General features: G+C 65.3%; 28 protein-coding genes and 2 pseudogenes. 17 read left to right on the top strand and 13 right to left on the bottom strand.

Translation table 11 applies throughout. The annotated features are described in order from the left end of the window. Positions 1 to 279: 279 nt before the first annotated feature. The 3 genes and pseudogenes from KAK09_RS15790 to KAK09_RS15780 all read left to right on the top strand — a co-directional run. Positions 280 to 738 (top strand): annotated as a pseudogene (locus KAK09_RS15790) (transposase); the annotation flags it as partial. A gap of 27 nt (positions 739 to 765) precedes the next feature. Further along, positions 766 to 1,362, top strand: a pseudogene (locus KAK09_RS15785) (PhnE/PtxC family ABC transporter permease); the annotation flags it as partial. A gap of 70 nt (positions 1,363 to 1,432) precedes the next feature. Then, a complete protein-coding gene (locus tag KAK09_RS15780; RefSeq protein ID WP_210879899.1) occupies positions 1,433 to 2,047 on the top strand; it encodes an LbetaH domain-containing protein in 615 nt (204 codons plus the stop codon). Positions 2,048 to 2,160: 113 nt separating this feature from the next. Here the strand turns inward: KAK09_RS15780 and phnF are convergent, their stop codons facing one another. After that, positions 2,161 to 2,871 (bottom strand): phosphonate metabolism transcriptional regulator PhnF, encoded by a 711-nt coding sequence (phnF, locus tag KAK09_RS15775; RefSeq protein ID WP_210879898.1) that lies wholly within the window; start codon positions 2,869 to 2,871, stop codon positions 2,161 to 2,163. A 132-nt stretch (positions 2,872 to 3,003) separates the two neighbouring features. Between phnF and phnG the strand changes: the two genes are divergently transcribed. From phnG to phnN, 8 genes are read left to right on the top strand one after another with little or no spacing between them, the layout of a single operon-like run. Next, positions 3,004 to 3,417 (top strand): phosphonate C-P lyase system protein PhnG, encoded by a 414-nt coding sequence (gene phnG / locus KAK09_RS15770; protein WP_210879902.1) that lies wholly within the window; start codon positions 3,004 to 3,006, stop codon positions 3,415 to 3,417. Continuing rightward, positions 3,417 to 3,986 (top strand): phosphonate C-P lyase system protein PhnH, encoded by a 570-nt coding sequence (gene phnH, locus KAK09_RS15765; protein WP_210879897.1) that lies wholly within the window; start codon positions 3,417 to 3,419, stop codon positions 3,984 to 3,986. Before phnG ends, phnH begins: the two co-directional genes overlap by 1 nt. Continuing rightward, entirely contained in the window at positions 3,986 to 5,071 is a 1,086-nt protein-coding gene (locus KAK09_RS15760; RefSeq protein ID WP_210879896.1) for a carbon-phosphorus lyase complex subunit, read from the top strand. The genes phnH and KAK09_RS15760 overlap by 1 nt, the downstream gene beginning before the upstream one ends. A gap of 36 nt (positions 5,072 to 5,107) precedes the next feature. Beyond that, the gene (locus KAK09_RS15755; RefSeq protein WP_210879895.1) at positions 5,108 to 5,980 is read left to right on the top strand and encodes an alpha-D-ribose 1-methylphosphonate 5-phosphate C-P-lyase PhnJ; all 873 of its coding nucleotides are present in this window, start codon (positions 5,108 to 5,110) and stop codon (positions 5,978 to 5,980) included. Further along, entirely contained in the window at positions 5,977 to 6,747 is a 771-nt protein-coding gene (phnK, locus tag KAK09_RS15750) for a phosphonate C-P lyase system protein PhnK (RefSeq protein ID WP_210879894.1), read from the top strand. The genes KAK09_RS15755 and phnK overlap by 4 nt, the downstream gene beginning before the upstream one ends. A 33-nt stretch (positions 6,748 to 6,780) precedes the next feature. Next, positions 6,781 to 7,737 carry a magnesium transporter CorA family protein gene (locus tag KAK09_RS15745; protein ID WP_210879893.1) on the top strand — a complete coding sequence of 319 codons (957 nt, stop codon included), beginning with the start codon at positions 6,781 to 6,783 and terminating at the stop codon, positions 7,735 to 7,737. Positions 7,738 to 7,747: 10 nt separating this feature from the next. Next, on the top strand, positions 7,748 to 8,431 hold the full coding sequence (gene phnL / locus KAK09_RS15740) for a phosphonate C-P lyase system protein PhnL (protein WP_210879892.1): 684 nt from the start codon (positions 7,748 to 7,750) through the stop codon (positions 8,429 to 8,431). Continuing rightward, positions 8,428 to 8,976 (top strand): phosphonate metabolism protein/1,5-bisphosphokinase (PRPP-forming) PhnN, encoded by a 549-nt coding sequence (phnN, locus tag KAK09_RS15735; protein ID WP_210879891.1) that lies wholly within the window; start codon positions 8,428 to 8,430, stop codon positions 8,974 to 8,976. The genes phnL and phnN overlap by 4 nt, the downstream gene beginning before the upstream one ends. Here the strand turns inward: phnN and KAK09_RS15730 are convergent. Further along, the gene (locus tag KAK09_RS15730) at positions 8,958 to 9,635 is read right to left on the bottom strand and encodes a DUF1045 domain-containing protein (RefSeq protein ID WP_210879890.1); all 678 of its coding nucleotides are present in this window, start codon (positions 9,633 to 9,635) and stop codon (positions 8,958 to 8,960) included. The two genes, phnN and KAK09_RS15730, sit on opposite strands and share 19 nt — an antisense overlap. A 50-nt stretch (positions 9,636 to 9,685) precedes the next feature. On the opposite strand from KAK09_RS15730, the gene KAK09_RS15725 reads away from it, so the two are divergent. From KAK09_RS15725 to KAK09_RS15710, 4 genes are all read left to right on the top strand, one after another. Next, positions 9,686 to 10,828, top strand: coding sequence for an alpha-D-ribose 1-methylphosphonate 5-triphosphate diphosphatase (locus KAK09_RS15725; protein ID WP_210879889.1), 1,143 nt, complete (start codon positions 9,686 to 9,688; stop codon positions 10,826 to 10,828). Between the two features lie 64 nt (positions 10,829 to 10,892). Beyond that, a complete protein-coding gene (locus tag KAK09_RS15720; protein WP_210879888.1) occupies positions 10,893 to 11,591 on the top strand; it encodes a fumarylacetoacetate hydrolase family protein in 699 nt (232 codons plus the stop codon). Positions 11,592 to 11,594: 3 nt separating this feature from the next. Further along, a complete protein-coding gene (locus KAK09_RS15715; RefSeq protein WP_210879887.1) occupies positions 11,595 to 12,536 on the top strand; it encodes an SLAC1 anion channel family protein in 942 nt (313 codons plus the stop codon). Positions 12,537 to 12,633: 97 nt separating this feature from the next. After that, positions 12,634 to 12,753, top strand: coding sequence for an entericidin A/B family lipoprotein (locus KAK09_RS15710; protein WP_210879886.1), 120 nt, complete (start codon positions 12,634 to 12,636; stop codon positions 12,751 to 12,753). Between the two features lie 96 nt (positions 12,754 to 12,849). Here KAK09_RS15710 and leuB read toward each other — a convergent pair whose 3' ends face one another. The 11 genes from leuB to KAK09_RS15655 form a co-directional block, all read right to left on the bottom strand. Then, entirely contained in the window at positions 12,850 to 13,956 is a 1,107-nt protein-coding gene (leuB, locus tag KAK09_RS15705) for a 3-isopropylmalate dehydrogenase (RefSeq protein ID WP_210879885.1), read from the bottom strand. A gap of 75 nt (positions 13,957 to 14,031) precedes the next feature. After that, positions 14,032 to 14,994 (bottom strand): endonuclease/exonuclease/phosphatase family protein, encoded by a 963-nt coding sequence (locus tag KAK09_RS15700; protein ID WP_210879903.1) that lies wholly within the window; start codon positions 14,992 to 14,994, stop codon positions 14,032 to 14,034. A 77-nt stretch (positions 14,995 to 15,071) separates the two neighbouring features. After that, positions 15,072 to 15,923 carry a hypothetical protein gene (locus tag KAK09_RS15695; RefSeq protein WP_336244473.1) on the bottom strand — a complete coding sequence of 284 codons (852 nt, stop codon included), beginning with the start codon at positions 15,921 to 15,923 and terminating at the stop codon, positions 15,072 to 15,074. Between the two features lie 301 nt (positions 15,924 to 16,224). After that, positions 16,225 to 16,830 (bottom strand): 3-isopropylmalate dehydratase small subunit, encoded by a 606-nt coding sequence (leuD, locus tag KAK09_RS15690; protein WP_210879884.1) that lies wholly within the window; start codon positions 16,828 to 16,830, stop codon positions 16,225 to 16,227. Beyond that, positions 16,830 to 18,233, bottom strand: coding sequence for a 3-isopropylmalate dehydratase large subunit (gene leuC, locus KAK09_RS15685; RefSeq protein ID WP_210879883.1), 1,404 nt, complete (start codon positions 18,231 to 18,233; stop codon positions 16,830 to 16,832). Before leuC ends, leuD begins: the two co-directional genes overlap by 1 nt. A 282-nt stretch (positions 18,234 to 18,515) precedes the next feature. Beyond that, positions 18,516 to 19,580: a Hint domain-containing protein gene (locus KAK09_RS15680; protein WP_210879882.1), complete on the bottom strand. Its 1,065-nt coding sequence runs from the start codon at positions 19,578 to 19,580 to the stop codon at positions 18,516 to 18,518. Positions 19,581 to 19,664: 84 nt separating this feature from the next. Continuing rightward, on the bottom strand, positions 19,665 to 20,579 hold the full coding sequence (locus KAK09_RS15675) for a lipid A-modifier LpxR family protein (RefSeq protein WP_210879881.1): 915 nt from the start codon (positions 20,577 to 20,579) through the stop codon (positions 19,665 to 19,667). A gap of 101 nt (positions 20,580 to 20,680) precedes the next feature. Beyond that, positions 20,681 to 21,265 carry a GNAT family N-acetyltransferase gene (locus KAK09_RS15670; protein WP_210879880.1) on the bottom strand — a complete coding sequence of 195 codons (585 nt, stop codon included), beginning with the start codon at positions 21,263 to 21,265 and terminating at the stop codon, positions 20,681 to 20,683. Continuing rightward, positions 21,262 to 21,657 carry a ketosteroid isomerase-related protein gene (locus KAK09_RS15665; RefSeq protein ID WP_210879879.1) on the bottom strand — a complete coding sequence of 132 codons (396 nt, stop codon included), beginning with the start codon at positions 21,655 to 21,657 and terminating at the stop codon, positions 21,262 to 21,264. The genes KAK09_RS15670 and KAK09_RS15665 overlap by 4 nt, the downstream gene beginning before the upstream one ends. Then, positions 21,654 to 22,115, bottom strand: coding sequence for an arsenate-mycothiol transferase ArsC (locus tag KAK09_RS15660; protein WP_210879878.1), 462 nt, complete (start codon positions 22,113 to 22,115; stop codon positions 21,654 to 21,656). Before KAK09_RS15660 ends, KAK09_RS15665 begins: the two co-directional genes overlap by 4 nt. 4 nt (positions 22,116 to 22,119) lie before the next feature. Then, positions 22,120 to 22,599: a UPF0262 family protein gene (locus KAK09_RS15655; protein ID WP_210879877.1), complete on the bottom strand. Its 480-nt coding sequence runs from the start codon at positions 22,597 to 22,599 to the stop codon at positions 22,120 to 22,122. A gap of 258 nt (positions 22,600 to 22,857) precedes the next feature. Here KAK09_RS15655 and KAK09_RS15650 point away from each other — a divergent pair, with 258 nt between their 5' ends. Together KAK09_RS15650 and KAK09_RS15645 are read left to right on the top strand one after the other, a co-directional pair. Beyond that, complete coding sequence (locus KAK09_RS15650) at positions 22,858 to 23,517, top strand: ABC transporter ATP-binding protein (RefSeq protein ID WP_210879876.1); 660 nt, start codon at positions 22,858 to 22,860, stop codon at positions 23,515 to 23,517. After that, entirely contained in the window at positions 23,495 to 25,072 is a 1,578-nt protein-coding gene (locus KAK09_RS15645) for a KpsE/RkpR family capsule polysaccharide export protein (RefSeq protein ID WP_210879875.1), read from the top strand. Before KAK09_RS15650 ends, KAK09_RS15645 begins: the two co-directional genes overlap by 23 nt.

Here is a 25,072-nt window from a genome sequence, read left to right as displayed (position 1 = left end):
ATCTCGCCACCACCCTGCGCGCCATCCTCGACGGCCACCCGCAGAGCGGCATCGAAGACCTCATGCCATGGCGCTTCAACCAGCCGTCAAGCCTCGCCGCATAGGGTCTCGACGTCGCGCTTACGTTCGCAGGGCACCATGGACCTGGAAAACATTCTTTGCCAGATCGACTCCTATCATCATATTCTTCATCTCGCCGTCTTCCTCGTTTTGTGGCTGTTGACACCACGACCTTGGCACATTGCGATGCCGTCTGGGGAGGGCGGCAACCACTCCATCTGGGTTCACAAGACATCCAACGTTCTTGGCGCACTGCCGAAGTCGTTGCACGAAAAGGCGAAGGCCGACCTGCAGGACATCTGGATGGCCGAGACCAGGAAAGAGGCCAATGCGGCCTTCGACCTCTTCGTCGAAACCTACGGCGTGAAGTATGAGAAAGCCGTCGCCAAGCTGGTGAAGGACCGGGACGAGCTGTTGGCCTTCTACGACTTCCCAGCCGAGCATTGGAAGCACATCAGGACCACGAACCCGATCGAGAGCGTCTTTGCCACGGTCCGGAACCGCACCCGGAAAACCAAGGGCTGCCTCAACCGCAAAACCGCCCTCGCCATGGTCTTCCGGCTGATGATGTCAGCCAAGAAGAAGTGGCGGAAGATCTCCGGGCCAAACCGTCTGCCCGAGGTCATTCAAGGAGTTGAGTTCAAAGACGGGATCAAGCAACTTCAAGCCGCCGCCTGATGACGGCCATCACCAACTTTTGGGCATATCTCCTTTCTCGGCACGATGGGCGCGGCGATCGTCGCGCTGCCGCTGGCCTTTGCGGCGGCGCGCAATTTCTCTGCCGTCATGGTCCTGCGGGGTGCCGTGCGGCGGGTGTTCGATTTCCTGCGCGGGGTCGATGCGCTGATCTGGACAATCATTCTCTCATGCGCCTTCGGGCATGGACCGATGACCGGGGCGCTGGCGATCCTGATCACCGACACGGGCAGTTTCGGCAAGCTCTTCTCGGAGGTGCTTGAGAACGTGGACCGCAAGCAGATCGAGGGCGTCGCCTCGACCGGCGCCAAGCCCTTGCAACGCTATCGCTTCGGGGTGATCCCGCAGGTCATGCCGGTGCTCCTGAGCCAGGTGCTCTATTACCTCGAGTCGAACACCCGCAGCGCCACCATCATCGGCGCGATAACCGGCGGCGGCATCGGTCTTCTGCTTACACAGGCGATCATCACCCAGAAGGACTGGGAAGAGGTGAGCTATTATATCGTGCTGATCCTGATTATGGTCATGGTCATGGTCATGGTCATGGACACCGTCTCGGGCTGGTTGCGGCGGCGGCTTATCGCCTCGGATGACAGCGGCCGTTGAGGTGTCGGGATGTGAGTGTTCGAGGAAAAGTGAAGCGGGAGATTATCCGTGTCATCATCGGGAGTGCGGGATGCCGAGATTGCGGGCCGACGGGGCGGTAATCCACCCTGATTGCGAGATCACCGATTGCGAATTCGGTGCCTTTACCGAGGTCGGGCGCAGCAGCCGTCTCGCGCATGTGGCGATGGGAGAGTATTCCTATTGCGACCGGGTCTGTGACCTCGCCAATGCCGAGATCGGCAAATTCGCCAATATCGCAAGTTTCGTCCGGGTCGGGGCGACCGATCATCCGCTCGACCGCGCCTCGCTGCATCATTTTCTCTATCGCTCCGAGAGTTACTGGGAGGATGCAGAGGATGATGCCGCGTGGTTCGCGCAGCGGCGCATGCGTGTGGCGCGGATCGGGCATGATACCTGGATCGGGCATAACGCACAGGTCAAGCCCGAGGTGACGGTGGGTCATGGCGCGGTGGTGGCGGCGGGGGCGGTTGTGACGCGCGATGTCGCGCCCTACATGATCGTGGCTGGCCTGCCCGCTGTGCCGATTCGCGCCCGCCTTGCGCCGCATCTGGCCGAGCGGATGATGGCGCTTGCTTGGTGGGACTGGGATCATGCGCGGTTGCGCGCGACGCTGGGGGATTTCCGCGCGCTCTCGGCGGAAGAATTCCTGGAGAAACACGGATAAATAAGGGTGGCCCAAAGGTCACCCCTGATAGTTCGGAAAACACACCTGGAAAAGGGACTTATAATGATCGGATGGTAAGCCCTGTATGTGACAGGGACATGACGCGGGCATGATCATTCGGTATCGAGCGTCAGCGTTATCCGGTCGCCAGCGAACCACGCGCGTCCGTATTCGACCGGCTGACCATCGGAGTCCACATTGATCGCGCTGGCGCGCAGGATCGGCGCGCCGGGGGCGATATGCAGGTGATGCGCCTGGGTGGGCGTGGCGAGCTTGGCGGTGAGGCGGGTCGAGGCGCGGGTATAGTCGGGCAGGCCGCAATCGGCGAGCGCGTCGGTAATGGAGGCGCGCCGCCGCAGCGCCTCGGGCAGAGCGGGAAAGCGCAGGGCAGGAAAGAGGCTCTGAAACAGCGAGAGCGGCACCCCGTCGGCAAAGGACAGCCCGTCGCAGACATGGACCGGCGCGCCGGGAGTCAGGCGCAACGCCGCGGCCTCCCTTGGTGAGGCGGCGCGGGTCTCGATGGCGAGGAACTCACGAGTGGGCGCCCGCCCCGCCGCGCGCAGGTTCTGGTGAAAGCGCACGCGCTTGCCCAGGGGGTAATCGGTCGGCCGATGCGCGACAAAGGCCCCCGCCCCCTGCCTTGTATGGATCGTTCCTGCCTCGGCGAGCGCACCAAGCGCGCGGCGCACGGTGTGGCGATTGACGGCGAAGCGCGCTGCAAGCGCGGCTTCGGTCGGCAGCTTGTCACCGGGGCCGTATCGCCCCGCGGCGATATCGTTGCGCAGGCTGTCATGAATGGCGCGCCAGAGCGGATCGCGGGTCATGTCACGGAAGTTTCACCTTGGGCCGGCTTGTCTGGATACGGTGGATCGGCTATTGATTTGTCTAGTTGTATAGTATTTTCGACAAATCGACAAGGTGTCCATGTGAGCGAAGAACTGGGCCGGGCCGGGTGGATGGGACTTCTTGCGCGCGCGCGGGCCGGGGATCTGGCGCGGCTGGTGGCGGGCTTGGGCGATGTGCCCGCCCATGACTGGCTGCGCCCGCCCGAGACCGGCACGGTGATGGTGCGCGGTCGCGCCGGGGGCACGGGCGCGCCGTTCAACCTTGGCGAGATGACGGTGACGCGCTGCGCGTTGCGGCTCGCGGATGGCGCGGTCGGGCATGGCCATGTGCAGGGACGCGACAAGGGGCACGCGCGCGACGCGGCTCTGGTCGATGCGCTGATGCAGGGGATGCGGGCGGGAGAGGTGCGCACGAAGGTGCTTTGCCCGCTCGTCGCCGCCGAGACCGCGCGCCGCATGGCGCGTGCGCGCAGGGCGGCGGCGACAAAGGTTGAATTCTTCACCATGGTGCGGGGGGAGGAATGATGGAGGTGCAACTGCTGTCCGGCGGGTTTGCGGACGCCCCGGTCGAGGGGGCGCGGGTGTTTCGCGCGGTGATGCAGGCGATGGCGCGACCTGGCCGTATTGAACGCCTTGAGGGCGCACGGCCGCCTGCGCCCATGTCGGTGGCTGCGGGGGGCGTGGCGCTGACGCTCTGTGGCCCCGACACGCCGGTGCATCTGGCGGGGGCGCTCGACTGTGCCGAGTTGCGCGGCTGGCTCGCCTTTCACACCGGCGCGCCGGTGGTGGGGCGCGAAGCGGCGGTCTTTGCCTTTGGCACATGGGAGGCGCTTTTGCCGCTCTCGGGCTATGCCATTGGCACGCCGGATTATCCCGACCGCTCGGCCACGCTTGTCGTCGAAATGGATCGGCTGGAAGCGGCGGGTATGCGCCTGACGGGGCCGGGGATCGCGGGTATGTCGGCGCTGTCGCTCCCCGAGGTGACGGCGTTCCGGGCGAATGCGGCGCGGTTCCCGCTCGGTCTCGATTTCCTCTTCTGTTGTGGCGACCGGCTGGCGGGGCTGCCGCGCACGACGCGGGTGGAGGCGGGCTGATGTATGTGGCGGTGAAGGGTGGCGAGCGCGCGATCGACAATGCCCATGCCTGGCTTGCCGAGGAACGCCGCGGTGATCGGGACGTGCCCGAACTGAGCGTGGCGCAGATTCGCGAGCAGATGACGCTGGCGGTCAACCGGGTGATGGCCGAAGGCTCGCTCTATGATCCGGACCTTTCGGCGCTGGCGATCAAGCAGGCGCGCGGCGATCTCATCGAGGCGGTGTTCCTGATCCGGGCCTATCGCACCACGCTGCCCCGCTTTGGCGCGACGCAGCCCGTTGATACCGGCACGATGCGCTGCGAGCGGCGAATCTCGGCCACGTTCAAGGACGCGCCGGGCGGGCAGGTGCTTGGCCCGACCTTCGATTACACCCACCGGCTGCTGGATTTCGCGCTGGCCGCCGAGGGCGAAGGGCCCGCACCCGCATCCGAGGCCCCGGCGCGTGCAGGCGATGTGCCGCATGTGGCGGGGTTTCTCGGGCGTGAGGGGCTTATCCAGCCTGAGCCACCCGTTGATGGCGTGCCGCCCGACCTCACCCGGCAATCGATGGAACTGCCCGCGAGTCGCGCGCTCCGGCTTCAGGCGCTGGCGCGGGGCGACGAGGGGTTTCTGCTTGGCCTCGCCTATTCGACGCAGCGCGGCTATGCGCGCAACCATGCCTTTGTCGGCGAGTTGCGCATCGGCGCGGTGGCCGTGGAAATGGAGATCCCCGAGCTTGGATTCACCATCGAACTGGGCGAGGTCGTGCTGACCGAATGCGAGACCGTCAACCAGTTCACCGGCTCGAAAACCGAGCCGCCGCAGTTCACGCGCGGTTATGGGCTGGTCTTCGGTCAGACCGAGCGCAAGGCCATCGCCATGGCGCTGGTGGATCGCGCATTGCGCTGGAAGGACCTGGGCGAGGAGGATCGGGGCGCGCCCGCGCAGGACGAGGAATTCGTGCTGATGCATTGTGACAACATTCAGGCCACCGGGTTTCTCGAGCATATCAAGTTGCCGCATTACGTTGATTTCCAGAGCGAGCTTGAACTGATCCGCAAGCTGCGGCGGGAGGCGGGCGAGGGGCGGGAGGCGGCGGAATGAGTATTTGTGGAACGATGAAACCGGGGGCGGCGCGCGATGAGTGAGTATAATTTCGCCTATCTCGACGAAGAGACCAAGCGGATGATCCGGCGCGCGATCCTCAAGGCGCTGGCAATCCCCGGTTATCAGGTGCCCTTTGCCAGCCGCGAAATGCCGATGCCCTATGGCTGGGGCACCGGCGGTGTGCAGGTGACGGCGGCCTGTCTGATCCCGGAGGACCGCCTGAAGGTCATTGATCAGGGCGCCGATGACACCACCAACGCCGTCTCGATCCGCCAGTTCTTCGAGAAGACCGCAGGCGTGGCGGTGACCGAGGAGACGGCGCGCGCCAGCCTCATCCAGACCCGCCACCGCATTCCGGAGATGCCGCTCACCGAGGATCAGATTCTCGTCTATCAGGTGCCGATCCCGGAACCGCTCCGCTTTCTGGAGCCGCGCGAGACCGAGACGCGCAAGATGCACGCACTTGAGGAATACGGCCTCATGCATGTGAAACTCTACGAGGATATCAGCCGTCACGGCACGATCTCGACCGCCTATGCCTATCCGGTCAGGGTCGAGGGGCGCTATGTGATGGACCCGTCGCCGATTCCGAAATTCGACAATCCCAAGCTGTCGGACTGTCCGGCGATCCAGCTTTTCGGGGCTGGGCGCGAGCAGCGGATCTATGCCCTGCCGCCCTATAGTCGGGTGGTGAGCCTCGATTTCGAGGATCACCCGTTCGAGGCGAGCAAGGCGGATGCGGATTGTGCGCTCTGCGGGGCGGGCGACAGCTATCTCGACGAGGTGATTGTCGATGATGCGGGCGGGCGGATCTTCGTGTGTTCCGACACCGATCATTGCCGCGCGCGGCGCGCGGCGGGTCATCTGGGCGCGGAGGGCGCGCCCTATGAGGAGGCGGACGCATGACCCCGCTCTTGCAGGTGCGCGATGTGGCGAAATTCTATGGCCCCCGTGTGGGTTGCGAGGCGGTGAGTTTTGATCTCTGGCCCGGCGAGGTCATGGGCGTTGTAGGCGAGAGCGGCTCTGGCAAGTCTACCCTGCTGGCGTGCCTGTCGGGACAGATGGCGCCCGACCAGGGCGTGGTGATCTATGACACGCGCGACCGCGGGCCGATGGATACGCGGGCGATGTCCGAGCCGGAGCGACGGATGCTCATGCGCACCGACTGGGCGCTGGTGCATCAGAACCCGCGCGACGGGCTGCGCATGGGGGTCTCGGCGGGGGGCAATGTGGGCGAGCGGCTGATGGCCGTGGGCGCGCGGCACTATGGAGATATCCGGGCACGGGCGGTGGACTGGCTGGGCCGGGTCGAGATCGCCGCCGAGCGGGTCGATGACCGCCCCACGGCCTTTTCCGGCGGGATGCAGCAGCGGCTTCAGATCGCGCGCAATCTGGTGAGCGGGCCGCGCCTTGTTTTCATGGACGAGCCGACGGGGGGCCTTGATGTGAGTGTGCAGGCGCGGCTTCTGGATCTCTTGCGGGGGCTGGTGCGCGAGATGGGCCTTTCGGCGGTCATCGTGACGCATGATCTGGCGGTGGTGCGGCTGTTGGCGGATCGGCTGATGGTGATGAAGGATGGCCGCGTGATCGAGGCGGGCCTGACCGATCAGGTGCTTGACGATCCGCAGCACGGCTATACGCAGCTTCTCGTCAGCTCGGTCTTGCAGGTATAGGGGCGGGGTAGCGATGGCAAAGGGAGAACGACCATGATCACCGCCTATGCGCGCGAGGGCGAGGGACTGTGTGTCCTTCAGGAGGGCGAGGCGACCGCGCCGATCTGGGTGGATCTCTATCAACCCGATGCCGGGGAACTCGCGCTCATGTCCGGGCGCGTGGGCGTCGCCCTGCCCACCAAGGCCGATCAGGAGGAGATCGAGCAATCCTCGCGGCTCTATCTCGAAGAGGGCGTGCCGGTGATGACCGCGCTTTTGCCCTCGCGCAAGGGTAGCGAGATGATGCAGATGGGACCGGTGACCTTTGTCCTGAAGCCCGGTCAACTGATCACCATCCGCCACCACGCGCCGCGCCCGTTCGAGACATTTCCGACACGCGCCGGCAAGGCGTCGCATGGCTGCGCCACGGCGGACGCCGTTCTTGTGGGGCTGCTGGAAGAGATCATCGACCGGCTGGCCGATCTGACCGAGCAGGCCGGGCGCGAGATCGACGCCATCTCGCGCCGTGTCTTCGGCCCTGACAAGTTGAGCACCGAAGAACACCGCGCCGCCCTGCGCGAGATCGGCGCCGCCGACACCCGCGTGATGCATCTGCGCGAGAGCCTGATGACACTGGAACGTGTGCTGGGGTTTCTCATGCCCGTGCTTGACAAGATGCGCGCGGCCAAGCCGTTGCGCGCGATGCTCAAGACCCATTACCGCGACGCGCGCACGATCGCCGAACACGCAAGCTATCTGCAACAGAAGACGGCGCTGCTGCTCGATGCGACTTTGGGCATGATCAACATCGAGCAGAACGCCATCATCAAGATTTTCTCGGTGGCGGCGGTGGTCTTCTTGCCGCCGACGCTGGTGGCCTCGATCTATGGTATGAACTTTACCCATATGCCGGAGCTGGATTGGCCTTTGGGTTATCCGCTCGCGCTCGGGATCATGGTGCTCTCGGCGGCGGTGCCCTTGTGGTTCTTCCGGCGGCGGGGCTGGTTGTGAGGAGGACGCTATGATCGCGGTCGAGGGTGCAGCCAAGAGTTTCATGCTGCACAATCAGGGTGGTGCGGTGATTGCGGTGATGGCGGGGGCCAGGCTGCGGGTGGCACCCGGCGAATGCGTCGCGCTCACGGGGCGTTCGGGGGCGGGGAAATCCACGCTGATGCGGATGATCTACGGCAATTACCGCACAAACGCGGGCCGGATCGTGGTGGGGGGCTGTGACGTGGCCTGCGCCGCGCCGCGCGACATCATCGCGCTGCGGCGCGAGGTTCTGGGCTATGTAAGCCAGTTCCTGCGGGTGGTGCCGCGCGTGCCCACGGTCGAAGTCGTGGCCGAGCCTTTGCTTGTTCTGGGCGTGGCGCGGGACGAGGCGCGGGTGCGCGCCGAGGCGCTCTTGGCGCGGCTCAACATCCCCGAGCGGCTCTGGTCGCTCAGCCCGACGACCTTCTCGGGCGGCGAGCAGCAGCGCGTGAACATCGCGCGCGGCTTTGCCCATGACTATCCGGCGCTTTTGCTGGACGAGCCGACGGCGAGCCTAGATGCGGAAAACCGCGAGGCGGTCTTGCGGCTGATCGAAGAGGCCAAGGCGCGCGGCGCAGCGGTTCTGGGGATTTTCCACGATGAGGGCGCGCGGACGCGTGTTTGTGACAGGGAGGTGGATGTGACTGCATTTTCAGCGGAGGTGGCGGCATGAACCGGGGCCTGTTCATCGCGGTGGTCGGACCCTCGGGCGTGGGCAAGGATACGTTGATGCGTGCCATGGTCGAGACAAGGCCCGGTCTGCGGCGGCTGCGCCGGGTGATTACCCGGCCCGCCGACCCCGATGGCGAGGGGCACGAGCCGGTGAGCGAGGCGGACTTCGATGCCCGGCTCAAGGAGGGTGGTTTTGCGCTGCATTGGCGCGCGCACGGTTTGCGGTATGGCGTGCCGGTGGGGGTGTGCATGGATCTGGCGCAAGGGCGCGATCTGCTGGTCAACCTCTCGCGGAGCGTACTGGCCGAGGCGCAGGCGCGGTTCCAGCCTTTTGTCATCCTGCACCTGACCGCCGATCCGGTCGTTCTGGCTGCGCGGCTGGCGGGGCGCGGGCGCGAGAGTGCCGAGGACATCGCCGAGCGGCTGACCGGCGCGGCGCTGGCGTTGCCCGAGGGCGTGGGGCCGGTTGTGACGCTTGATACCGGCGCGCCGCCCGAGAAGCTGGCCCGCGCGGCGATCAAGGCGATCTACGCGGTCAGGGTCTGACGGTGGATCAGGTGAAAGCGCCCGTCGTCATCTTCGCCCATGAGCGAGAGTGCGTCGATCACGAAGGGACGCGGCAAAAGCGGCACAAGGAGGGGCGCGAGCGCGTCTGCTGCCGTGTCGAGCGTTTCGGGCGCGAGGTCGCCGGTGAGGGTGATGTGAAAGCGGAAGGCATCCATCACATAAGGGTAACCCCAGGTGCGCAGGTTGGCCTCGTGCCCGGGCGAAAGGCCCCTGGCCCGTCGCCGTGCGATCTCGGCCTCGGTCTGGGGCGCGCGGAACGGCTCGAACGCGCGCACCGTGGCGGCGGCCAACGCGTTGAGCGGGGTCTGATCCCCCACGGGCCGCAACGCGAGAAACCGGCCAAGACGCGCGATTTCGAGCGCGTCGAGCGTTACCGGGGCTTGAGTGGCGCAGAAGGCGGCGAGCGTCTCGTCAAGCGCGCTCTCGGTCTTGCCGGGGGCGAGGCGAAAGGGTGGCTTCATCGTCGCGTGCAGCCCGTATTTGCGCGGTGCCGCGGTGATCTCGGCCACGGGGAGGTTCAACGCGGGATGGGGGCAGGGCATGCCGGTGACCGGATCCCAGCCGAGCCAGACAGCACCGAATTCGGCCAGCGGCCCCGGCGGGGGGGTGAAATAGAGCGCGTAGCGCGTGAAGGGCATGGGGTCTCTCGTCTGTTGCGGGCCAGATGCCAGAAAGGTGTGGCAGCGACATGACAGAAGAAATCATCCTCGCCAATGCTGAAATCGTGCTGCCGGGCGAGGTGCGGCGCGGCGCGGTGATGCTGCGCGAAGGCCGCATCGCTGACGTGAGCGAAGGTGCAGGCGTGGCCAAAGGCGCAGTGGATTGCGCGGGCGATCTGGTCATGCCCGGTCTTATCGAGCTTCATACCGACAATCTGGAGCGTCATATCCAGCCCCGCCCCGCCGTGCACTGGCCGCATGATGCGGCGATCCTGGCCCATGACGCCGAGCTTGCCAGCGTCGGTATCACGACGGTTTTCGACGCGATGCGCGTGGGGTCGGTGCCTTCCGGGATCGGCAAATATGCGGAATACGCGCGCGGGCTGGCGAGCGAGCTTCTGGCGCTGCGCGAGGCGCAGGCGCTCAAGATCAGCCACTTCCTGCACCTGCGCGCCGAGGTCTGTTCCGAGACGCTGGAGGCCGAGATGGCCGCCTTTGGCCCCGAGGACCGGGTGGGCATCGTGAGCCTGATGGATCACACGCCGGGGCAGCGGCAGTTCCGCGACATCTCCAAGCTGGAAACCTATGTGAAGGGCAAGCATGGCCTCAACGACGCCGAGTTTTCGGCCCATGTGGCACAACTTCAGGCGCTGCGCGCGGCCCATGGCGTGCGACATGAGGCGGCGGCGGTGGCGCACGCGCGCCGCTATGGCGCGGCGCTCGCCAGCCATGACGACACCACAGCAGGACAGGTGGCGGTTTCGGCTGCGCATGGGGTGCGGATCGCCGAGTTTCCCACCACGGTCGAGGCCGCGCGCGCCTGTCATGCAGCGGGCATCGCCGTCATAATGGGCGCGCCGAACCTGATCCGGGGCGGCTCTCACTCGGGCAACGTTGCGGCGGGAGAGTTGGCCGATCTGGACCTGCTGGACATTCTTTCGTCGGATTATGTGCCCTCGGCGCTGCTCTATGCGGCGGTGCGGCTGGGGCGGCTCCGGGGCGATCTGGCGCGCGGGATCGCCGCAGTGACAGAGGCCCCGGCGCGCGCAGTGGGCCTGACGGATCGGGGCCGGATCGCGCCCGGCGCGCGCGCCGATGTGATCCGCGTCACGCTCCGTGGCGAGACGCCGGCGCTGCGCGGGGTCTGGTCACACGGGCGGCGCGTGGCCTGAGCGGGGGCTTTGACAAGTCCCGTGGCGGGGCGCATAACCGGCGCCAAATCACGCCGGAGGCCCCATGACCACGCCGCTTTTCGATCTGCCCGCCTCGCCGCTCGTGCCTGTCGAGGGGGGCAAGCATGGCTTTCCCGTGCGCCGCATCTTCTGCGTCGGGCGCAATTATGCGGCGCACGCCGCCGAGATGGGCAACGAGGTGGATCGCGAGGCGCCGTTCTACTTCACCAAATCAACCGATTCGCTCTGCCTGAGCGGCGCAACGATCCCCTATCCGCTTGAGACGCGCGACTGTCATTACGAGATGGAATTCGTCGTTGCGCTTGGCGGACCTGCGTTCCGGGCGGCCCCGACCGAAGCAATGGGGGCAGTCTGGGGCTATGGTTGCGGCATCGACCTGACGCGGCGCGACCTGCAAGGGCAGGCCAAGGACAAGCGACGGCCCTGGGATCTCGGCAAGGATTTCGAGAATGCCGCCATCATCGGCGCGCTGACGTCCAAGGACCGCTTTGGCGAGATCGGCGATCAGGCGATCCGCCTCAGCGTGGACGGGCGGGTCGCACAGGACGCACGGCTTTCGGATATGGTCTGGGCGGTGCCCGAGATCATCGCGCATCTGTCGCGCTTCTATCACCTCGGTGCGGGCGATGTGATCTATACCGGCACGCCTGCGGGCGTGGGGCCAGTGGTGGCTGGCAATGTGCTGCGCGGCGAGATCGACGGACTTGTGCCTCTGGATATCATCATCGGCGCGGCGGAATAGGCCATGCGGCTGGCCACGGTTCCGGTGACGCTGTTTACCATGGTGATGGGGCTATGCGGCTTTACGCTGGCCATGCGCGCGGGCGAGACGGCGGCGGGGCTGACGCATCTGGCATCCGGCGCGGCGCATCTGCTGACGCTGGCGGTCTTTGTCGTGGTGGCGTTCGCCTATCTTGCCAAGGCGCTCCGACATCCCGGCGCCGTGGCCGAGGAGTGGGCGCATCCGGTGAGTCTTGCCTTTTTTCCGGCGATTTCCATTGCGCTCCTGCTTTTCGCGGTCGTGATGTTGGAGCGCGCGCCGGGGATCGCGCATGCGCTGTGGCTGATCGCGGTGCCGGTGCAACTGATCCTGACGCTGGCGGTGGTCTCGGGCTGGATCGGGTCGCGGGCCTTTCAGCACGGGCACCTGACGCCGGCCTGGTTCATCCCCGCCGTGGGCAACGTGGTCGTGGCCGTCGCGGGCGTGCCTTTGGGATATGTCGAGGCGAGCTGGTTCTTTACCTCGATCGGTCTCATCTTCTGGCTGGTGCTCCTGGCGCTGGTGATGAACCGGCTGATTTTTCACGATCCGCTGCCCGAGCGGTTGCAACCGACGCTGGTCATCCTCATCGCGCCGCCGGCGGTGGGATATCTCGCCTGGCTCTCTCTGGTGGGTGAGGTGGACGCGTTTGCGCGGGTGCTTCTCAACGGCGCCTATCTCTTTGCGCTCATCGTGGCTGTGCAGGCGCCACGTCTTTTACGGCTGCCGTTTTCGCTCGCGCATTGGGCGCTCAGCTTTCCGTTGGCGGCGGTGACGGTGGCGAGTTTCGAGCACGCCGAGGCGGTCGGGTCTGCGGGGCACCGGCTGATCGGTTATGTGCTCATGCTGGTGCTTGTGGCGATCATCGCCGGGCTGCTGTGGCGAACGGGGCAGGGGCTGCGACGCGGGGCGCTGTTCGGCGGGTAGGAGCCTGCGCGCTTCGGCGGAAAGCCGCTGCGAACAGGTATTTGCGGCGTCGCGCGAAGACGATAACAAGAGTCTAGACAGTGAGAAGGAAGATGTAATGAAACTTGCTATGATCGGCCTTGTGGCCTGCATGACGCTGGCGGCATGTCAGACGGTCCAGGGGGCGGGGCGCGATATTGAAACCGCCGGAAAGGCGCTGGAGAAAGCGGTTCAGTGACCGCCCGGCCCCGGGCGGGCCTTTGGATGGTCTCTGGTCGGCTGATCTCGGGGGTGCAAAGGGGCGCGGGTGTGATGCGCGCGCCCCTCGCCGGGGTCAGAGGCTTGCGTCGAGAGCCGCAAGGATCGCGTCGCCCATGGCAGCGGTAGAGACCGGCGTGCCGCCCTCGGGGCCCATCAGATCGGCGGTGCGTACGCCATCGGCGAGCACCTGTTCCACGGCTTTCTCCACGCGCGCGGCCTCATCTCCCATGTCGAAGGAATAACGCAGCGCCATGGCGAAGCTGAGGATGCAGGCGATGGGATTGGCCTTGCCCTGACCCGCGATGTCGGGGGCAGAGCCGTGGACCGGCTCATAGAGCGCCTTGGGCCGGCCATTGGCCATCGGTGCGCCGAGCGAGGCCGAGGGCAGCATCCCCAGCGAACCGGTCAGCATCGCCGCGAGATCCGAGAGCAGATCGCCAAAGAGGTTGTCGGTCACGATCACGTCAAACTGCTTGGGCCAGCGGGTGAGCTGCATCGCGCCCGCATCGGCATACATGTGGCTCAACTCCACATCGGCATATTCTGCCTGATGCACTTCGGTCACGACCTCGCGCCACAGCACGCCCGATTCCATCACATTGGCCTTTTCCATCGAGCAGACCTTGTTGCTGCGCTTGCGCGCCAGTTCGAAGGCCGAGCGCGCGACGCGGGCGATCTCGGATTCGGTATAGCGCTGCGTGTTGATGCCGACGCGCTCGTTGCCTTCGCGGATCACGCCGCGCGGCTCGCCGAAATAGACGCCGGAGGTGAGTTCGCGCACGATCATGATGTCGAGCCCCGCCACCACGTCCTTCTTGAGCGAGGAAAAATCGGAAAGCGCGTCAAAGCACTGCGCGGGACGCAGGTTGGCGTAAAGGTCCATCTCCTTGCGCAGGCGCAGCAGGCCGCGCTCGGGCTTTACCGAGAAATCGAGGTTGTCGTATTGCGGCCCGCCGACCGCCCCAAGGAGGACGGCATCAACCTCCTGTGCCTTGGCCATGGTGTCGTCATGCAGGGGCGTGCCGTGCTTGTCGTAGGCGCAGCCGCCCACCAGATCCTCGCTTACGTCGAAGGTAATGCCGCGTTTGGCGCCGAACCAGTCGATGATGCGGCGCACTTCGGCCATGACTTCGGGGCCGATCCCGTCACCGGGCAGGATGAGAAGCGAGGGGTTGCTCATGGGGTCTGTCCTCTTGGGTGATTGATTGTCCGATGGCGTATAGCCCGCGCGCGGCGGGGTCAAGAAAGGGCGCGCTCAATCAAGCGACAGGTCCACCCAGATGAGGCGATGCGGCCCGGCAAGGGTCGCCACAGCGGCCCCTGCATCGCCGCCCTCGGGCCAGTATATCCCGGCGCCGCTGACGGTGAGACCCGCGGAGGGCAGGAGGTAACTGACCCGCAGGGCACCGGCCTGCGGCCAGTGGGCGGTCTCGAAGCGGAACATCGCACCAGGGCGCATCGGGCGAGGATCCTGCACACGCGAATCGCTCAGCAGCGCGCGGATCGCCTCATGTCGGCCCTCGCCGCGCTCGGGATCGAGATTGGCGACCCCGGCGATGACGAAGGGGCGGTCGGGGGCAGGGCCGAGGCCACCGTCGAGGATATGTTGCCAGAGGCGGATCTCGTCGGCGTTGCGCCGCCCGTTGCGGTCCTCCGGCCCGTCGAAGACGGGTGGGGCGGCGTGAAAGGCAAGGATCGTCAGCCGGCCCCCAGGCAGCGTGACCGGCACCGCCCAATGCCCGACGGAGGAGAGCCGTTGAATTGCCTGTGCTTCTTCCGAGGGGAAGGGCCGGCCATCCACCTCCGGCAAGAGCGCGCCGGGCAGGTCACGCCACAAAAGCGCGCTCCAGTCCCGCGCGGCACCCGTGTCGATGGGATGGCGCGACAGAAGCGCCATGCCGCCCTGCCCGGAAAACGCGCCATAGCCCTGCGCATCCCCCGGCCCCCCGCGCCGCCCGTCGCCGTCCATATCGAGCCCGGTGGGCCAGCCGCTGTTGGGCCGCAGCGCGAAGAGATGGGGATAGCGCGGCCCCTCGCGTGCGATCCGGTCGCGCAGCGCGGCAAGCGTCATGAACTCGTGGTCATGATCCACCCCTTGCAGAAGCAGGATATCGGGGGCCACCTCTGCCAGTACACCCGCTATGGCGGCGAGGCGGGGGTCGTCATCCCGCAGGACATCCCGCAGGAGAAGGCCAGGACCGGAACGTGCAAGCGCCACGTTCCATGTGGCTACGCGCAGCGTTTCGGCGCGAACCGGCAGGGCAAGCAGCCCGAGACTTAGAAGGAAGGTCGCGCTCAGGCGCGCTGCGCGCTTTCCGAGGCCGGTTCTGCCCCCTGTGCCGCATAGGTGCGCTGCCGTTTGTCGTCGATCATCGCGGCGATCCGGCTCATCGCGATCCCACGCATCAGCAGGCTTGCAGGAAGAAATGCCCATGCCGTTGTAGCCCAGATCAGGGTATGCGGATTTGTGATGGTTGCCGGGTCGAAGAAGTTGGAAGCAGCCCCGATAATAGCGGGAATGAGGAACGGCAGCAAGAATCCCAGCACCATGTTCAGGGCCGCGTCGCGTCCGAGTCGGCGGACCACGTCGCCGCCGCCGGTGGGGTCGAAGAGCGGCATGTTCACCCAGACGTTGAAACCGTCCTTGCGGCTTGGCCAGCCGTGAAAGCGCACGAGGGTCAGGAATATAAGGATCATGACCAGCGAGGTGGTATAGGACAATCCCGCCGCCCGCCGCATCTGGTCGATCAACGCCTGATCGGCTCCGGGTGGCAGGATCAGCACCATCAGTCGTATCGGCGAATAGGGGAAATCCACCGCCGCGCCCAGACCGTCCGCAAACTGCGTCAGCATGATCGTGGCCGGACTGCCCGCAACCTGCCCGCGCATCATCAGCGACAGCGTGATCAGGATCGTGGCCAGCGTGAAGAACTTGAGCCGGTTGATCGGCGGGGCGAAGCGGAATTCGATGATCGATGGATAGCGGGAATTGTATTCGATGAAGGTCAGGATCGCCGCTAGAAGCGCAAGCACCATGACCATTTGCGCCGTCTCGGGATCGGTGAACGGCAGCAACAGGGCGGGGGTCGCCACCACAATCGCGATCAGGATCGCGCGCGCGATCACGCCGGGGGTATGGGGTCCCACTGCCCGTTCCCTCTCATATCGGTCGGACGCGATACGATGCCGCGCCCTTGTCCCATTCCGATCCCGCGAATTGTGGCGGGTTGCCTCAAAGATGCCCAATTTTTGCCCTCTTTCGCGGCGCTTCGCAACCAACAGTTTAAGATAAGGAAAGATATCAGGCGATTTCAGGGCAAACCTGGTGCAGGAATACATCATTCCTCGGGCGGAATTAGGGCGAAGGGCCTGGAGAATGCATTACTCAGGGTTGCAGCGCCGATTATCCCGCAGGCGGAGGGCGCACGCGACGCCCTCCGCCAACATGTCAGACCCAGGGGCGGGACTGTGCCGCCTGCGACTCGAAGGCGGCTATCGCGGCGGCCTTCTTGAGCGTCAGGCCGATGTCGTCCAGTCCTTCCAGCAGGCAGTGCTTCTTGAATGCATCCACCTCGAAGGAAAACACCTCGCCCTCGGAGGTGGAAACGGTCTGCGCCTCCAGATCCACCTCGATGCGGGCATTGGCGCCCTTCTCGGCCTCTTTCATCAGCACATCGACCTGTTCTTGCGGCAGGGCAATCGGCAGGATGCCGTTCTTGAAGCAGTTGTTGTAGAAGATATCGGCAAAGCTCGGCGCGATGACGCAGCGGATGCCGAAATCCTTGATCGCCCAGGGCGCGTGCTCGCGGCTCGACCCGCAGCCGAAATTATCCCCCGCGATCAAAATCTGCGCCTCGCGATACTGCGGCTTGTTGAGCACGAAATCGGGGATCTCGTTGCCGTCATCATCATAGCGCATCTCGTCGAACAGGTTCACGCCCAGCCCCGACCGCTTGATCGTCTTGAGGAACTGCTTGGGGATGATCATATCGGTGTCGATATTGATCAGGGGCAGGGGGGCGGCAATGCCGCTGAGTTTTTCGAATTTTTCCATCACATCATCTCCCTTACATCCGTCAGACGCCCCGTGACCGCCGCCGCCGCCGCCATGGCGGGGCTCATCAGGTGGGTGCGGCCACCGCGGCCCTGACGACCCTCAAAGTTGCGGTTCGAGGTGGCGGCACAACGCTCGCCGGGTGACAACTGATCCGGGTTCATCGCCAGACACATGGAACAGCCCGCAAGCCGCCATTCAAACCCGGCCTCGATGAAAATATCCGCCAGCCCCTCTTCCTCGGCCTGTGCGCGCACAAGGCCAGAGCCGGGCACCACCATCGCGCGTTTCACGGCAATCTTCTTGCCCTTCAGGATCGCCGCCGCCGCGCGCAGATCCTCGATCCGGCCATTGGTGCAAGAGCCGATAAAGACCGTGTCGATCTCGACCTCGCTCAGCTTCTGCCCCGGCTTGAGGCCCATATACTCCAGCGACCGGCGCGCCGCATCGACCTTGCCGCCGGTGAAATCCGAAGGATCAGGCACGGTTGCGGTAATCGGCAACACATCCTCGGGGCTGGTGCCCCAGGTGACGACAGGGGCAATATCCTCGCCCCGCAGCGTCACCACCTTGTCCCAATGCGCGTCATCGTCGGAATAGAGCGTTTTCCACCAGTTGAGCGCGGCCTCCCATTGCGCACCCTTGGGCGCATGGGGACGGCCCATCACATACTCATATGTCTTTTCATCCGGCGCGATGAGGCCCGCACGCGCGCCGCCCTCGATCGCCATGTTGCAGACCGTCATGCGGCCTTCCATGCTGAGATCACGAATGGCCTCGCCGCAATATTCGATCACATAGCCGGTGCCGCCCGCCGTGCCGGTCTTGCCGATCACCGAGAGGGTGATGTCCTTGGCGGTCACACCGGGGCGCAGCTTGCCGGTGATCTCGACCTTCATGTTCCTGGCGCGACGCTGAATGAGCGTCTGCGTGGCCAGCACATGCTCGACCTCAGAGGTGCCGATGCCATGCGCGAGCGCCCCGAATGCCCCATGCGTCGCGGTGTGGCTGTCGCCGCAAACCACGGTCATGCCGGGCAGGGTCCAGCCCTGTTCGGGGCCGACGATATGCACGATGCCCTGCCGCACGTCCGACACCGGGTAATAATGGATGCCGAAATCCCGCGCGTTCTTGTCCAGCGCCTCGACCTGAATGCGGCTGTCCTCGGTCATGGTGGCGGCATTGGCGCGATCGAGCGTGGTGGGCACGTTGTGATCGGGCACGGCAATGGTCTTGTCGGGGGCATGCACCTTGCGCCCGGCCATCCGCAGCCCTTCAAAGGCTTGCGGGCTTGTCACCTCATGCACGAGGTGGCGGTCGATATAGAGAAGGCAGGTGCCGTCCTCGGCCTCATGGGCCACGTGGGCATCCCAGATCTTGTCATAGAGTGTCTTGGGGGACATGCGTCCTCTCCCGTTGCTGATTGGCTGCGGTCGGATGGATCAAAGGCGCGCGGCCTCAGCGACGCGCGAGCACGGAGCATTGTGCCCCGAAAAAGCGCCACGGCAGGCGCGCGCGATCGTCCATGTCGAAAACCCGTATCATCCCTTGCAAATACCGCGCGGCGGTGGCTCTCGCAAGGGTCTTGGCGGCAGGGGCATGCGTGCGCGCCCGGTTTCTTCTGGCCGCAAATATCCCGGGGGAGTCGCGCGGATGCGCGACGGGGGCAGCGCCCCCAGCCCTTCTCAGGCCGCTTCGTGCCGCAGGATCGCGGCCTCCGAGGCATTCAGGCAGCGCCGCGCGTGCCCGCCATAGAGATGCGGTTCGTGCTCCAGATTTGGGTTGAGCGCCAGAAGCCGCGCGCGATCCGCCTCGGTCAGCGTCGACAGTGCGGCGCTGGCGGGGTGAAAGCTCTCGGTCTCGACGCCATTGGCCCAGATGATCTGATGGCTGGGCAGGAGCAGGTGAATATAGGTCACCTCGCGCGAGGCGAGATCGACGGTGATGGTGTCGTTGTTGATCAGGTCGCGCGCCATCACCAGCACCTCGGGCGTGTTGAAAAGCGCGCGCGCCACATCGCCGCGCACCAGAACCCGGTGTTCTGGACTCACGAGCAACGTAACGTCGGGGCGCTCAAGGCCCAATGCGCCCGCCTTGAGGCGGATGGGCCGCAGCCGCGGCATGGCAAAAAGCCGCGCGCCGGTCATGCGGCGGCTGCCGATCCACCGGATTGCCTGCGCGCCACTGTCGCGGGTCTGCACCCGGTCGCCGTCGCGCAACTCCTCGATCAGGCGCGGGCCCTCGGGCGTTTCGATCCGCGTGCCGGGGGTAAAGCAGATCACGCCGCCGCTGGCCGGGCTCGTGGCCGCGCCGCGCAACGCGTCGAGGCTGTGATGGACCACCCACATTTCCGTGTCACGGGGTGGGATGTCGTCGAGAAACATCAAAAGCGGCGGCGCGCCCGGTCCGGTCTCGATCACCGTGACCGTATAGCTGTGCAGCCCGTCGGTGACGACGAAACCCGCATCCAGAAGCGGCTCGTTCACCTCGATGCGATCAAGGTCGCGCCGGTCGCTGAGCGCAGCGCCCACCAGCCGTCTGACCATTTTCGCCGCGCGCTTGCGTTGCGCGGCCTCGCCCTCCGCCATGTCCAGCCGCAAGAGATCGGGTGGGCCGTCCACGCGCACCACCTCTCCCCGCCAGGACCAGGTGATCCCGACAGACAGCGTCTCGGGCGGTGCCGCGCCCTGACCGTCCAGTTCCGTTTGCGTCCAGGAAATGACGAACGTGCCCCTGAAGCCCGTTCTCATGCTCTGTGCCTGCCTTGATAGTCTTCTTATGACTGGAAGGTTAGCAAAGCCGGGTCTGTCTGCAAACCCCCCTTTGCGATTTTCTCAAAACCGCAAACGGAATTGTAATGACCCCACCATCTGCCCTTCTCGTTGCTCCTCGAATTCCTCGCTGAGCCAGGTCAGTCCGTAAAAGACAGAGGCCCCGCTTCGTCCTTCCCAATGGATGCCGCCGCGCACGCGCGCACGGTAATCCTCGGGCGTGACCACTGCGCGACCGGGCAGAAATTCGCTGTCCTCGACCCAGGCGAAATCCGCCCCGACGATCAGGGCCGCGCCCGCGCCTTCGTTGTGCACGGTGCGGTAGCGTTGGCCGGAGACAGGTTCGCGAACCAGCAATTCGCCGCGCGTGAGCCTGCCGAAGCTGAGATCGGCCCCGGCGCGCACAAGTGTTTCCGCCCCGATGCGCGCCTCGGCGAAGGGGCGCAGGCGGGCGGAGCCGAGATCAAAGCTGCGCCCCAACTCGAGGACGGCGGTGGGATAAAACCCGTCATCGACCTGACTGCGGCGCGCGGCGCGGCTGATCTTGTCGCCGCCGACAAAGTCATGGATCCAGTCCTGAAAATCGTCGAGCCCGGTTTGCGGGCCGGTCACGACCAGATCGGCCCCCACCGCGTATTCCATCCGCGCGCGCTGAACATGCGTGTGCAGCCCCAGGCTGAGTGCGCCGACAAAGGGACGGTCCACCGGGGCGGGCGTAGAGAGATCGTCGGGCGCGATGATCTCGCCGTTGAACCGCAGTTCGAGCAATTCGCCAAGGCGCGACGGGGCCTGCCCCTGCCAGTCGGGCGCGTAGATGCGGCTCGAAGCCACTGACCCGGTGCGCCAGCGGTCATCACCGTCGCCGATGAGATCGTTGGTGAAGACGAGCCCATAGCCGATCTGCGATCGGCCCTCGGCTCCGGCCATCCCGGCAAGGACCACACTTACCCCGAGGGCAACGGCAAAAAGACGCGTCATCGCGCGCTCCTCTCTGAATGCCCCCCCGGGCGGAGCCTGAATAACAGTGCCAGCGGGCGATCTTCCAGCAAAATATCGGTGTTTCCGGGGCAGAGTTCTGGTCAAAGCGCGCGCATCCAGAATTGCAGGTCGTGCGGGGTCTCGTCGGTCTGTCCCACCTCTTTCCAGCGGAACTGCGCGATGGCCCCGTCAACCGGTGCATAGCCGCGCCTGCGCCAGAACGGATCGAGCGGGCGGTAGTCGGCGGGTCGTGCCGGGTGGTCCGGGGCGCGGATCACGCTGCAAAAGGCCGCGTGGCTGCGACCCATGGCACGGGCATGGTCCTCTCGCAGGTCGAAGAAGCGGTGACCGATACCCTGACCGCGATAACCGGGCAAAAGCACGCTTTCGGCGCAGTAGAAGATGTGATCGAGCGGCACGCCGCATCCTGCCACCGCTGCGCCGAAATCTCCGGCGTGATCCTCCATCGGCGTGCCGGTGGCCGCACCCACAAGACGCGCGCCGTCAAACGCCCCCACAAGGATCGCGTCCGAGCTGTCGCGGTAGACCTGAAGATAGCGCGCCTCATAGGCAGCATCGCCGTCGTAGAGATAGGGGAACGCACGAAACACCTCGATGCGCAGGCGCGCCACCTCGGGCAGGGCGGCCGAGAGCGCCGCGCCGCTGAGCCGCGCGACCCGGATCATGCCGAGACCTGTTTCACCCAGTCGGCGAGGTTGTAATAGGTCACGACCCGCGTGATCCGTCCGTCCTGCAGCGAGAAGAACGACCCGGCAGGCAGGCGGTAGGTCTGGCCGCGCGCCTCCGGCAGGCCCTCGTCGGTCTCAAGATAGGTTCCGTTCACGATATACTCTGCGGCGGCACGGGTGCCGCCCTCGGCCTCGAAAAGCACCACGTCGGTCAGGGTCTCGCGGTAGCAGCGACTCATGTGCTCGCAAAAGGCGCGGAACGCGTCCTTGCCGATGCGCACCTGACCCTCGTTGACATGGTGGTGCACATCGTCGCTCAGGCAGGCAAGCATCCCCGCCACATCGCCCCGGTTGAAGGCGTCGAAATAGATGCGGATGGTGTCAGTCATGTATCCTCCATGGGCGGGCCCCAACGCGCGGTCAGGTGGCCGATGATCTGGTCGCGGGTCTGGCGATAGGCATCGAGCCGCGCCTCGCGCGTCTGCGCAAGCCCGGTCGGGTCCATGATCGGCCAGTAAACGACATCGAGGTGATAGAACCGCGTCAGTTCAAGCGCGCGGCGCTGGCTGGCGGGGCTGAGCGAGACGATGAGATCGAAGGACGACAGGTCGTCGCCCCACTGCTCCATCTGGTCAAAGCTGCGCGAGCGGTGGCGTTCGAGCTCGACCCCGATCTCACGGCAGACGGCGATGGAAAAGCCATCGATCTCCATGTCGTTCTTGACGCCCGCCGACTGCACATATGTGTCGGTGCCGTAGAACTTCTTCATGATCCCCTCGGCCATGGGCGAGCGCACGGCATTGTGATCGCAACAGAACAGCACCGATTGCGGCAGCGGCTGGGGCATATGCTCAGCCCCCGAAATGCAGCACGCAGATGAGGGTGAACAGGCGGCGCGCGGTGGCGGTATCGATCTCGGCCTTGCCTTCGAGCCGTTCTTCGAGCACGCGCGCGCCCTCGTTGTGGATGCCGCGCCGGGCCATGTCGATGGTTTCGATCTGGGAGGGCGGCATGTTCCTGACTGCGTCGAAATAGCTTTCGCAGATGGCCCAGTAATCCTTGACCACCTGCCGGAACGGCGACAGCGAGAGGTGAAACTCGGCCGCCGGGCCGCCATCCTCGGTGCAGATGTCAAAGACGAGGCGTTTCTCGCGGATCGCAAGGCCCACACGGTATGGCCCCTCGGGCACCGCCCGCCCGTCCCGCGCGGGCAACGCAAAGCTGTTCTGCTCGATCAGGTCATACATGGCCACCTTGCGCTCCTGCTCGATTTCGGGCGTGGGCGGCGGCAGGTTGGCATCATCGAGTTCGATATGGCAGATGCGGCTCATGGGCTGTCTCGTGCGGGCTGTTCCAGTGCGTCCCTAGCCCAGAGCGGCGGCGCGGGCAATCGGGCGGGCACAATTCCCATCCGCCGTCACCTGTTGGCCACGATTTGCCCCGGGATCGTCGCGCCCGAGCCGCATTTTTTGTCCCCCAGAGCATATTATTGCCTTGATCAAATGGCATATTGTCCGCAGATCAAAAATAATAACGGCCACAACCCGCGGGATGCGCCGGGCGAGGTGGTTTGTAATCGGGGCAGCCGGATGCTGGAGTTTGAAAATGTTAGCAAGTCCTTCTGGACGGGCAGCCAGCACAAGGTAATCCTTGAGGATGTTTCGTTCCGCGTGGAACTTGGGCGCAGCCTTGGCATCCTCGCGCCCAACGGCACCGGGAAAACCACGCTTATCAACATGATGGCGGGGCTGGAGAAACCGGACGAGGGCGTGATCCGGCGCAGTTGCCGCATCTCCTTTCCGCTAGGCTTCATGGGGGGTGTCATCTCGCGCCTTTCCGCCAAGGAGAACGCGCGCTACATCGCGCGGCTCTACGGGCTCGATCCGGATTACATCGAGGCGTATTGCCGCTGGCTTTGCGGTCTGGGCGAATATTTCGACCAGCCGCTCGGCACCTATTCCTCGGGGATGCGGGCGCGGTTCAGCTTTGCGCTGATGCTGGCGCTTGATTTCGACATGTATCTGATCGACGAGGGGATGCCCGGATCGACCGATGTGGAATTCAACCGCAAGGCCGGGGAAATCCTGCGCGAGCGGTTGGCCACCACAACCATCGTGATCGTGTCGCACGATCCCAGGACGCTTGAAAAGTTCGCGAGTTCGGCAGCCGTGTTAACTGCGGGTAAACTCTTTATGTTCGATACCTTGGAAGAGGCGAAAGAGCTCTATGACTACGAAACCCAAGGTTAGCAAGTTCCGCATCCGTCGCAGCGCGTCCATGGCGGGTGCGGCCGCCCAGGCGGCGTCATGCACGCGGGACGAAGCCCCGCGCGAAGGTCAGATCGACGCCGTGCGCGCAGATGTGCCAGGCGCCAGCATCGACGACATTCGCCGAGAGGGCCTGACAGGGCGCGAACTGCGATTGGCGCGTCGTGCGGCGCAGAAACACGGGCTGGCGCCCACCTCGGATTTTGACGCGGTGCGACTTTTGCGCGCGCGCGGCATCGACCCGTTTCAGCGCTCGGGCATTCTGGAACTGGTGGCCGGCAACGAGGCGGCAGACTGGCAGCAGGCCGCGCCGCGCGTCCAGCTTCCGCAGACGGTGCCGGCGCAGGCCCACAACCTGCCCGTCCGCGACATCAGCCCGTCCGAGCGGCGCGCCTCGGAGATCGTCGCCATCCAGCGCGACATTTCCCGCCGTCGCCGCCGCAAACTGGCGCTGCTCATGTCGCGCCTGCTCGCCTTTGTGATCCTGCCCACCTTTCTCGCGGGGTATTATTTCAGTTCGATGGCGACGCCCATGTATGCCTCCAACTCGGCCTTTCTGATCCTGTCCGCCGACAGCGGTGGCGCGGGTGGCCGGGGTGGTCTTGGCGGGCTTTTGCCCAGCCAGTTCGCCACCGGGCAGGACGCGATCGCGACACAGGAATACCTCGAATCCAAGGATGCCATGCTGCGCCTCGACGAGGAGCAGGGCTTTCGCGCGCATTTCAGCGCCCCCGGCATCGATGTGATCCAGCGGCTTGACCCCAACGCCAGCAACGAGGCGGTTTACAAGCTTTATCGCCGCCATGTGAAGATCGGCTATGACCCCACAGAGGGCGTCATGCGGATGGAGGTGATCGCCGCCGATCCCGAGACCAGCCTGCGCTTTAACCAGCAGCTTATCGCCTATGCCGAAGAGCGTGTGGACGAGCTCAGCCGTGACAAGCGCAACGATGCGGTGAAGATCGCAGCCGAAAGCCTGGAGCAGGCCAAGGCCGAGCGGCGCGCCGCGCAGGAGCGGCTCGTGGCCTTGCAGGAGGGCACGATCCTCGATCCCGAAGGCGAGATCGCGGGTATCCGCAGTCTGATCAACTCGGTCGAGTTGCAGTTGCAGGAAAAGGAACTGGTGCTGAGCATCCAGTTGAACAATGCCCGCCCCAACACCGCCCGCGTGACTGCGCTGCAATCGGAGATCACCGTCCTGCGCGCCGAGCTAGAGCGGCAGAAGCGCCGTCTGACCGAGGCGACCGAGGGCGACAGCTCGCTTGCGTCGAAAACGGCGGCGATCCAGATGGCGCAGGCGGATCTTGCGACCGCCGACATGGTGCTGCAATCGGCCCTGGAATCCATGCGCATGTCCGAGACCGAGGCCAACAAGCAGGTACGCTACCTGACCGTGAGCGCGCGGCCCGTTCCACCGCAGGAGGCCAGCTATCCCAAGGTATTCGAGAATACCGTTCTGGCCTTTCTGATCTTTTCTGGTATCTACCTGATGGTGTCGCTGACTGCCTCCATTCTCAGGGAACAGGTAACCTCTTGA

Origin of the sequence: Roseovarius autotrophicus (genome assembly GCF_018069895.1) — a bacterium.
GTDB classification, from domain to species: domain Bacteria; phylum Pseudomonadota; class Alphaproteobacteria; order Rhodobacterales; family Rhodobacteraceae; genus Roseovarius; species Roseovarius autotrophicus.
This window is presented reverse-complemented; position numbering and strand designations above follow the sequence as displayed.

Bases quoted from the DNA above. Each gene is read 5' to 3' on its own strand.
- phnL (WP_210879892.1), top strand. From the start codon at position 7,748: ATGATCGCGGTCGAGGGTGCAGCCAAGAGTTTCATGCTGCACAATCAG.
- KAK09_RS15645 (WP_210879875.1), top strand. From the start codon at position 23,495: ATGACTACGAAACCCAAGGTTAGCAAGTTCCGCATCCGTCGCAGCGCG.
- KAK09_RS15725 (WP_210879889.1), top strand. From the start codon at position 9,686: ATGACAGAAGAAATCATCCTCGCCAATGCTGAAATCGTGCTGCCGGGC.
- phnH (WP_210879897.1), top strand. From the start codon at position 3,417: ATGGAGGTGCAACTGCTGTCCGGCGGGTTTGCGGACGCCCCGGTCGAG.
- KAK09_RS15670 (WP_210879880.1), bottom strand. From the start codon at position 21,265: ATGATCCGGGTCGCGCGGCTCAGCGGCGCGGCGCTCTCGGCCGCCCTG.
- phnK (WP_210879894.1), top strand. From the start codon at position 5,977: ATGACCCCGCTCTTGCAGGTGCGCGATGTGGCGAAATTCTATGGCCCC.
- KAK09_RS15780 (WP_210879899.1), top strand. From the start codon at position 1,433: ATGCCGAGATTGCGGGCCGACGGGGCGGTAATCCACCCTGATTGCGAG.
- KAK09_RS15660 (WP_210879878.1), bottom strand. From the start codon at position 22,115: ATGCCCCAGCCGCTGCCGCAATCGGTGCTGTTCTGTTGCGATCACAAT.
- KAK09_RS15715 (WP_210879887.1), top strand. From the start codon at position 11,595: ATGCGGCTGGCCACGGTTCCGGTGACGCTGTTTACCATGGTGATGGGG.
- KAK09_RS15710 (WP_210879886.1), top strand. From the start codon at position 12,634: ATGAAACTTGCTATGATCGGCCTTGTGGCCTGCATGACGCTGGCGGCA.
- phnF (WP_210879898.1), bottom strand. From the start codon at position 2,871: ATGACCCGCGATCCGCTCTGGCGCGCCATTCATGACAGCCTGCGCAAC.
- phnN (WP_210879891.1), top strand. From the start codon at position 8,428: ATGAACCGGGGCCTGTTCATCGCGGTGGTCGGACCCTCGGGCGTGGGC.
- KAK09_RS15755 (WP_210879895.1), top strand. From the start codon at position 5,108: ATGAGTGAGTATAATTTCGCCTATCTCGACGAAGAGACCAAGCGGATG.
- KAK09_RS15655 (WP_210879877.1), bottom strand. From the start codon at position 22,599: ATGAGCCGCATCTGCCATATCGAACTCGATGATGCCAACCTGCCGCCG.
- phnG (WP_210879902.1), top strand. From the start codon at position 3,004: ATGGGACTTCTTGCGCGCGCGCGGGCCGGGGATCTGGCGCGGCTGGTG.
- KAK09_RS15720 (WP_210879888.1), top strand. From the start codon at position 10,893: ATGACCACGCCGCTTTTCGATCTGCCCGCCTCGCCGCTCGTGCCTGTC.
- KAK09_RS15760 (WP_210879896.1), top strand. From the start codon at position 3,986: ATGTATGTGGCGGTGAAGGGTGGCGAGCGCGCGATCGACAATGCCCAT.
- KAK09_RS15650 (WP_210879876.1), top strand. From the start codon at position 22,858: ATGCTGGAGTTTGAAAATGTTAGCAAGTCCTTCTGGACGGGCAGCCAG.
- leuD (WP_210879884.1), bottom strand. From the start codon at position 16,830: ATGGAAAAATTCGAAAAACTCAGCGGCATTGCCGCCCCCCTGCCCCTG.
- KAK09_RS15745 (WP_210879893.1), top strand. From the start codon at position 6,781: ATGATCACCGCCTATGCGCGCGAGGGCGAGGGACTGTGTGTCCTTCAG.
- leuB (WP_210879885.1), bottom strand. From the start codon at position 13,956: ATGAGCAACCCCTCGCTTCTCATCCTGCCCGGTGACGGGATCGGCCCC.
- KAK09_RS15730 (WP_210879890.1), bottom strand. From the start codon at position 9,635: ATGCCCTTCACGCGCTACGCGCTCTATTTCACCCCCCCGCCGGGGCCG.
- KAK09_RS15665 (WP_210879879.1), bottom strand. From the start codon at position 21,657: ATGACTGACACCATCCGCATCTATTTCGACGCCTTCAACCGGGGCGAT.
- leuC (WP_210879883.1), bottom strand. From the start codon at position 18,233: ATGTCCCCCAAGACACTCTATGACAAGATCTGGGATGCCCACGTGGCC.
- KAK09_RS15675 (WP_210879881.1), bottom strand. From the start codon at position 20,579: ATGACGCGTCTTTTTGCCGTTGCCCTCGGGGTAAGTGTGGTCCTTGCC.
- KAK09_RS15680 (WP_210879882.1), bottom strand. From the start codon at position 19,580: ATGAGAACGGGCTTCAGGGGCACGTTCGTCATTTCCTGGACGCAAACG.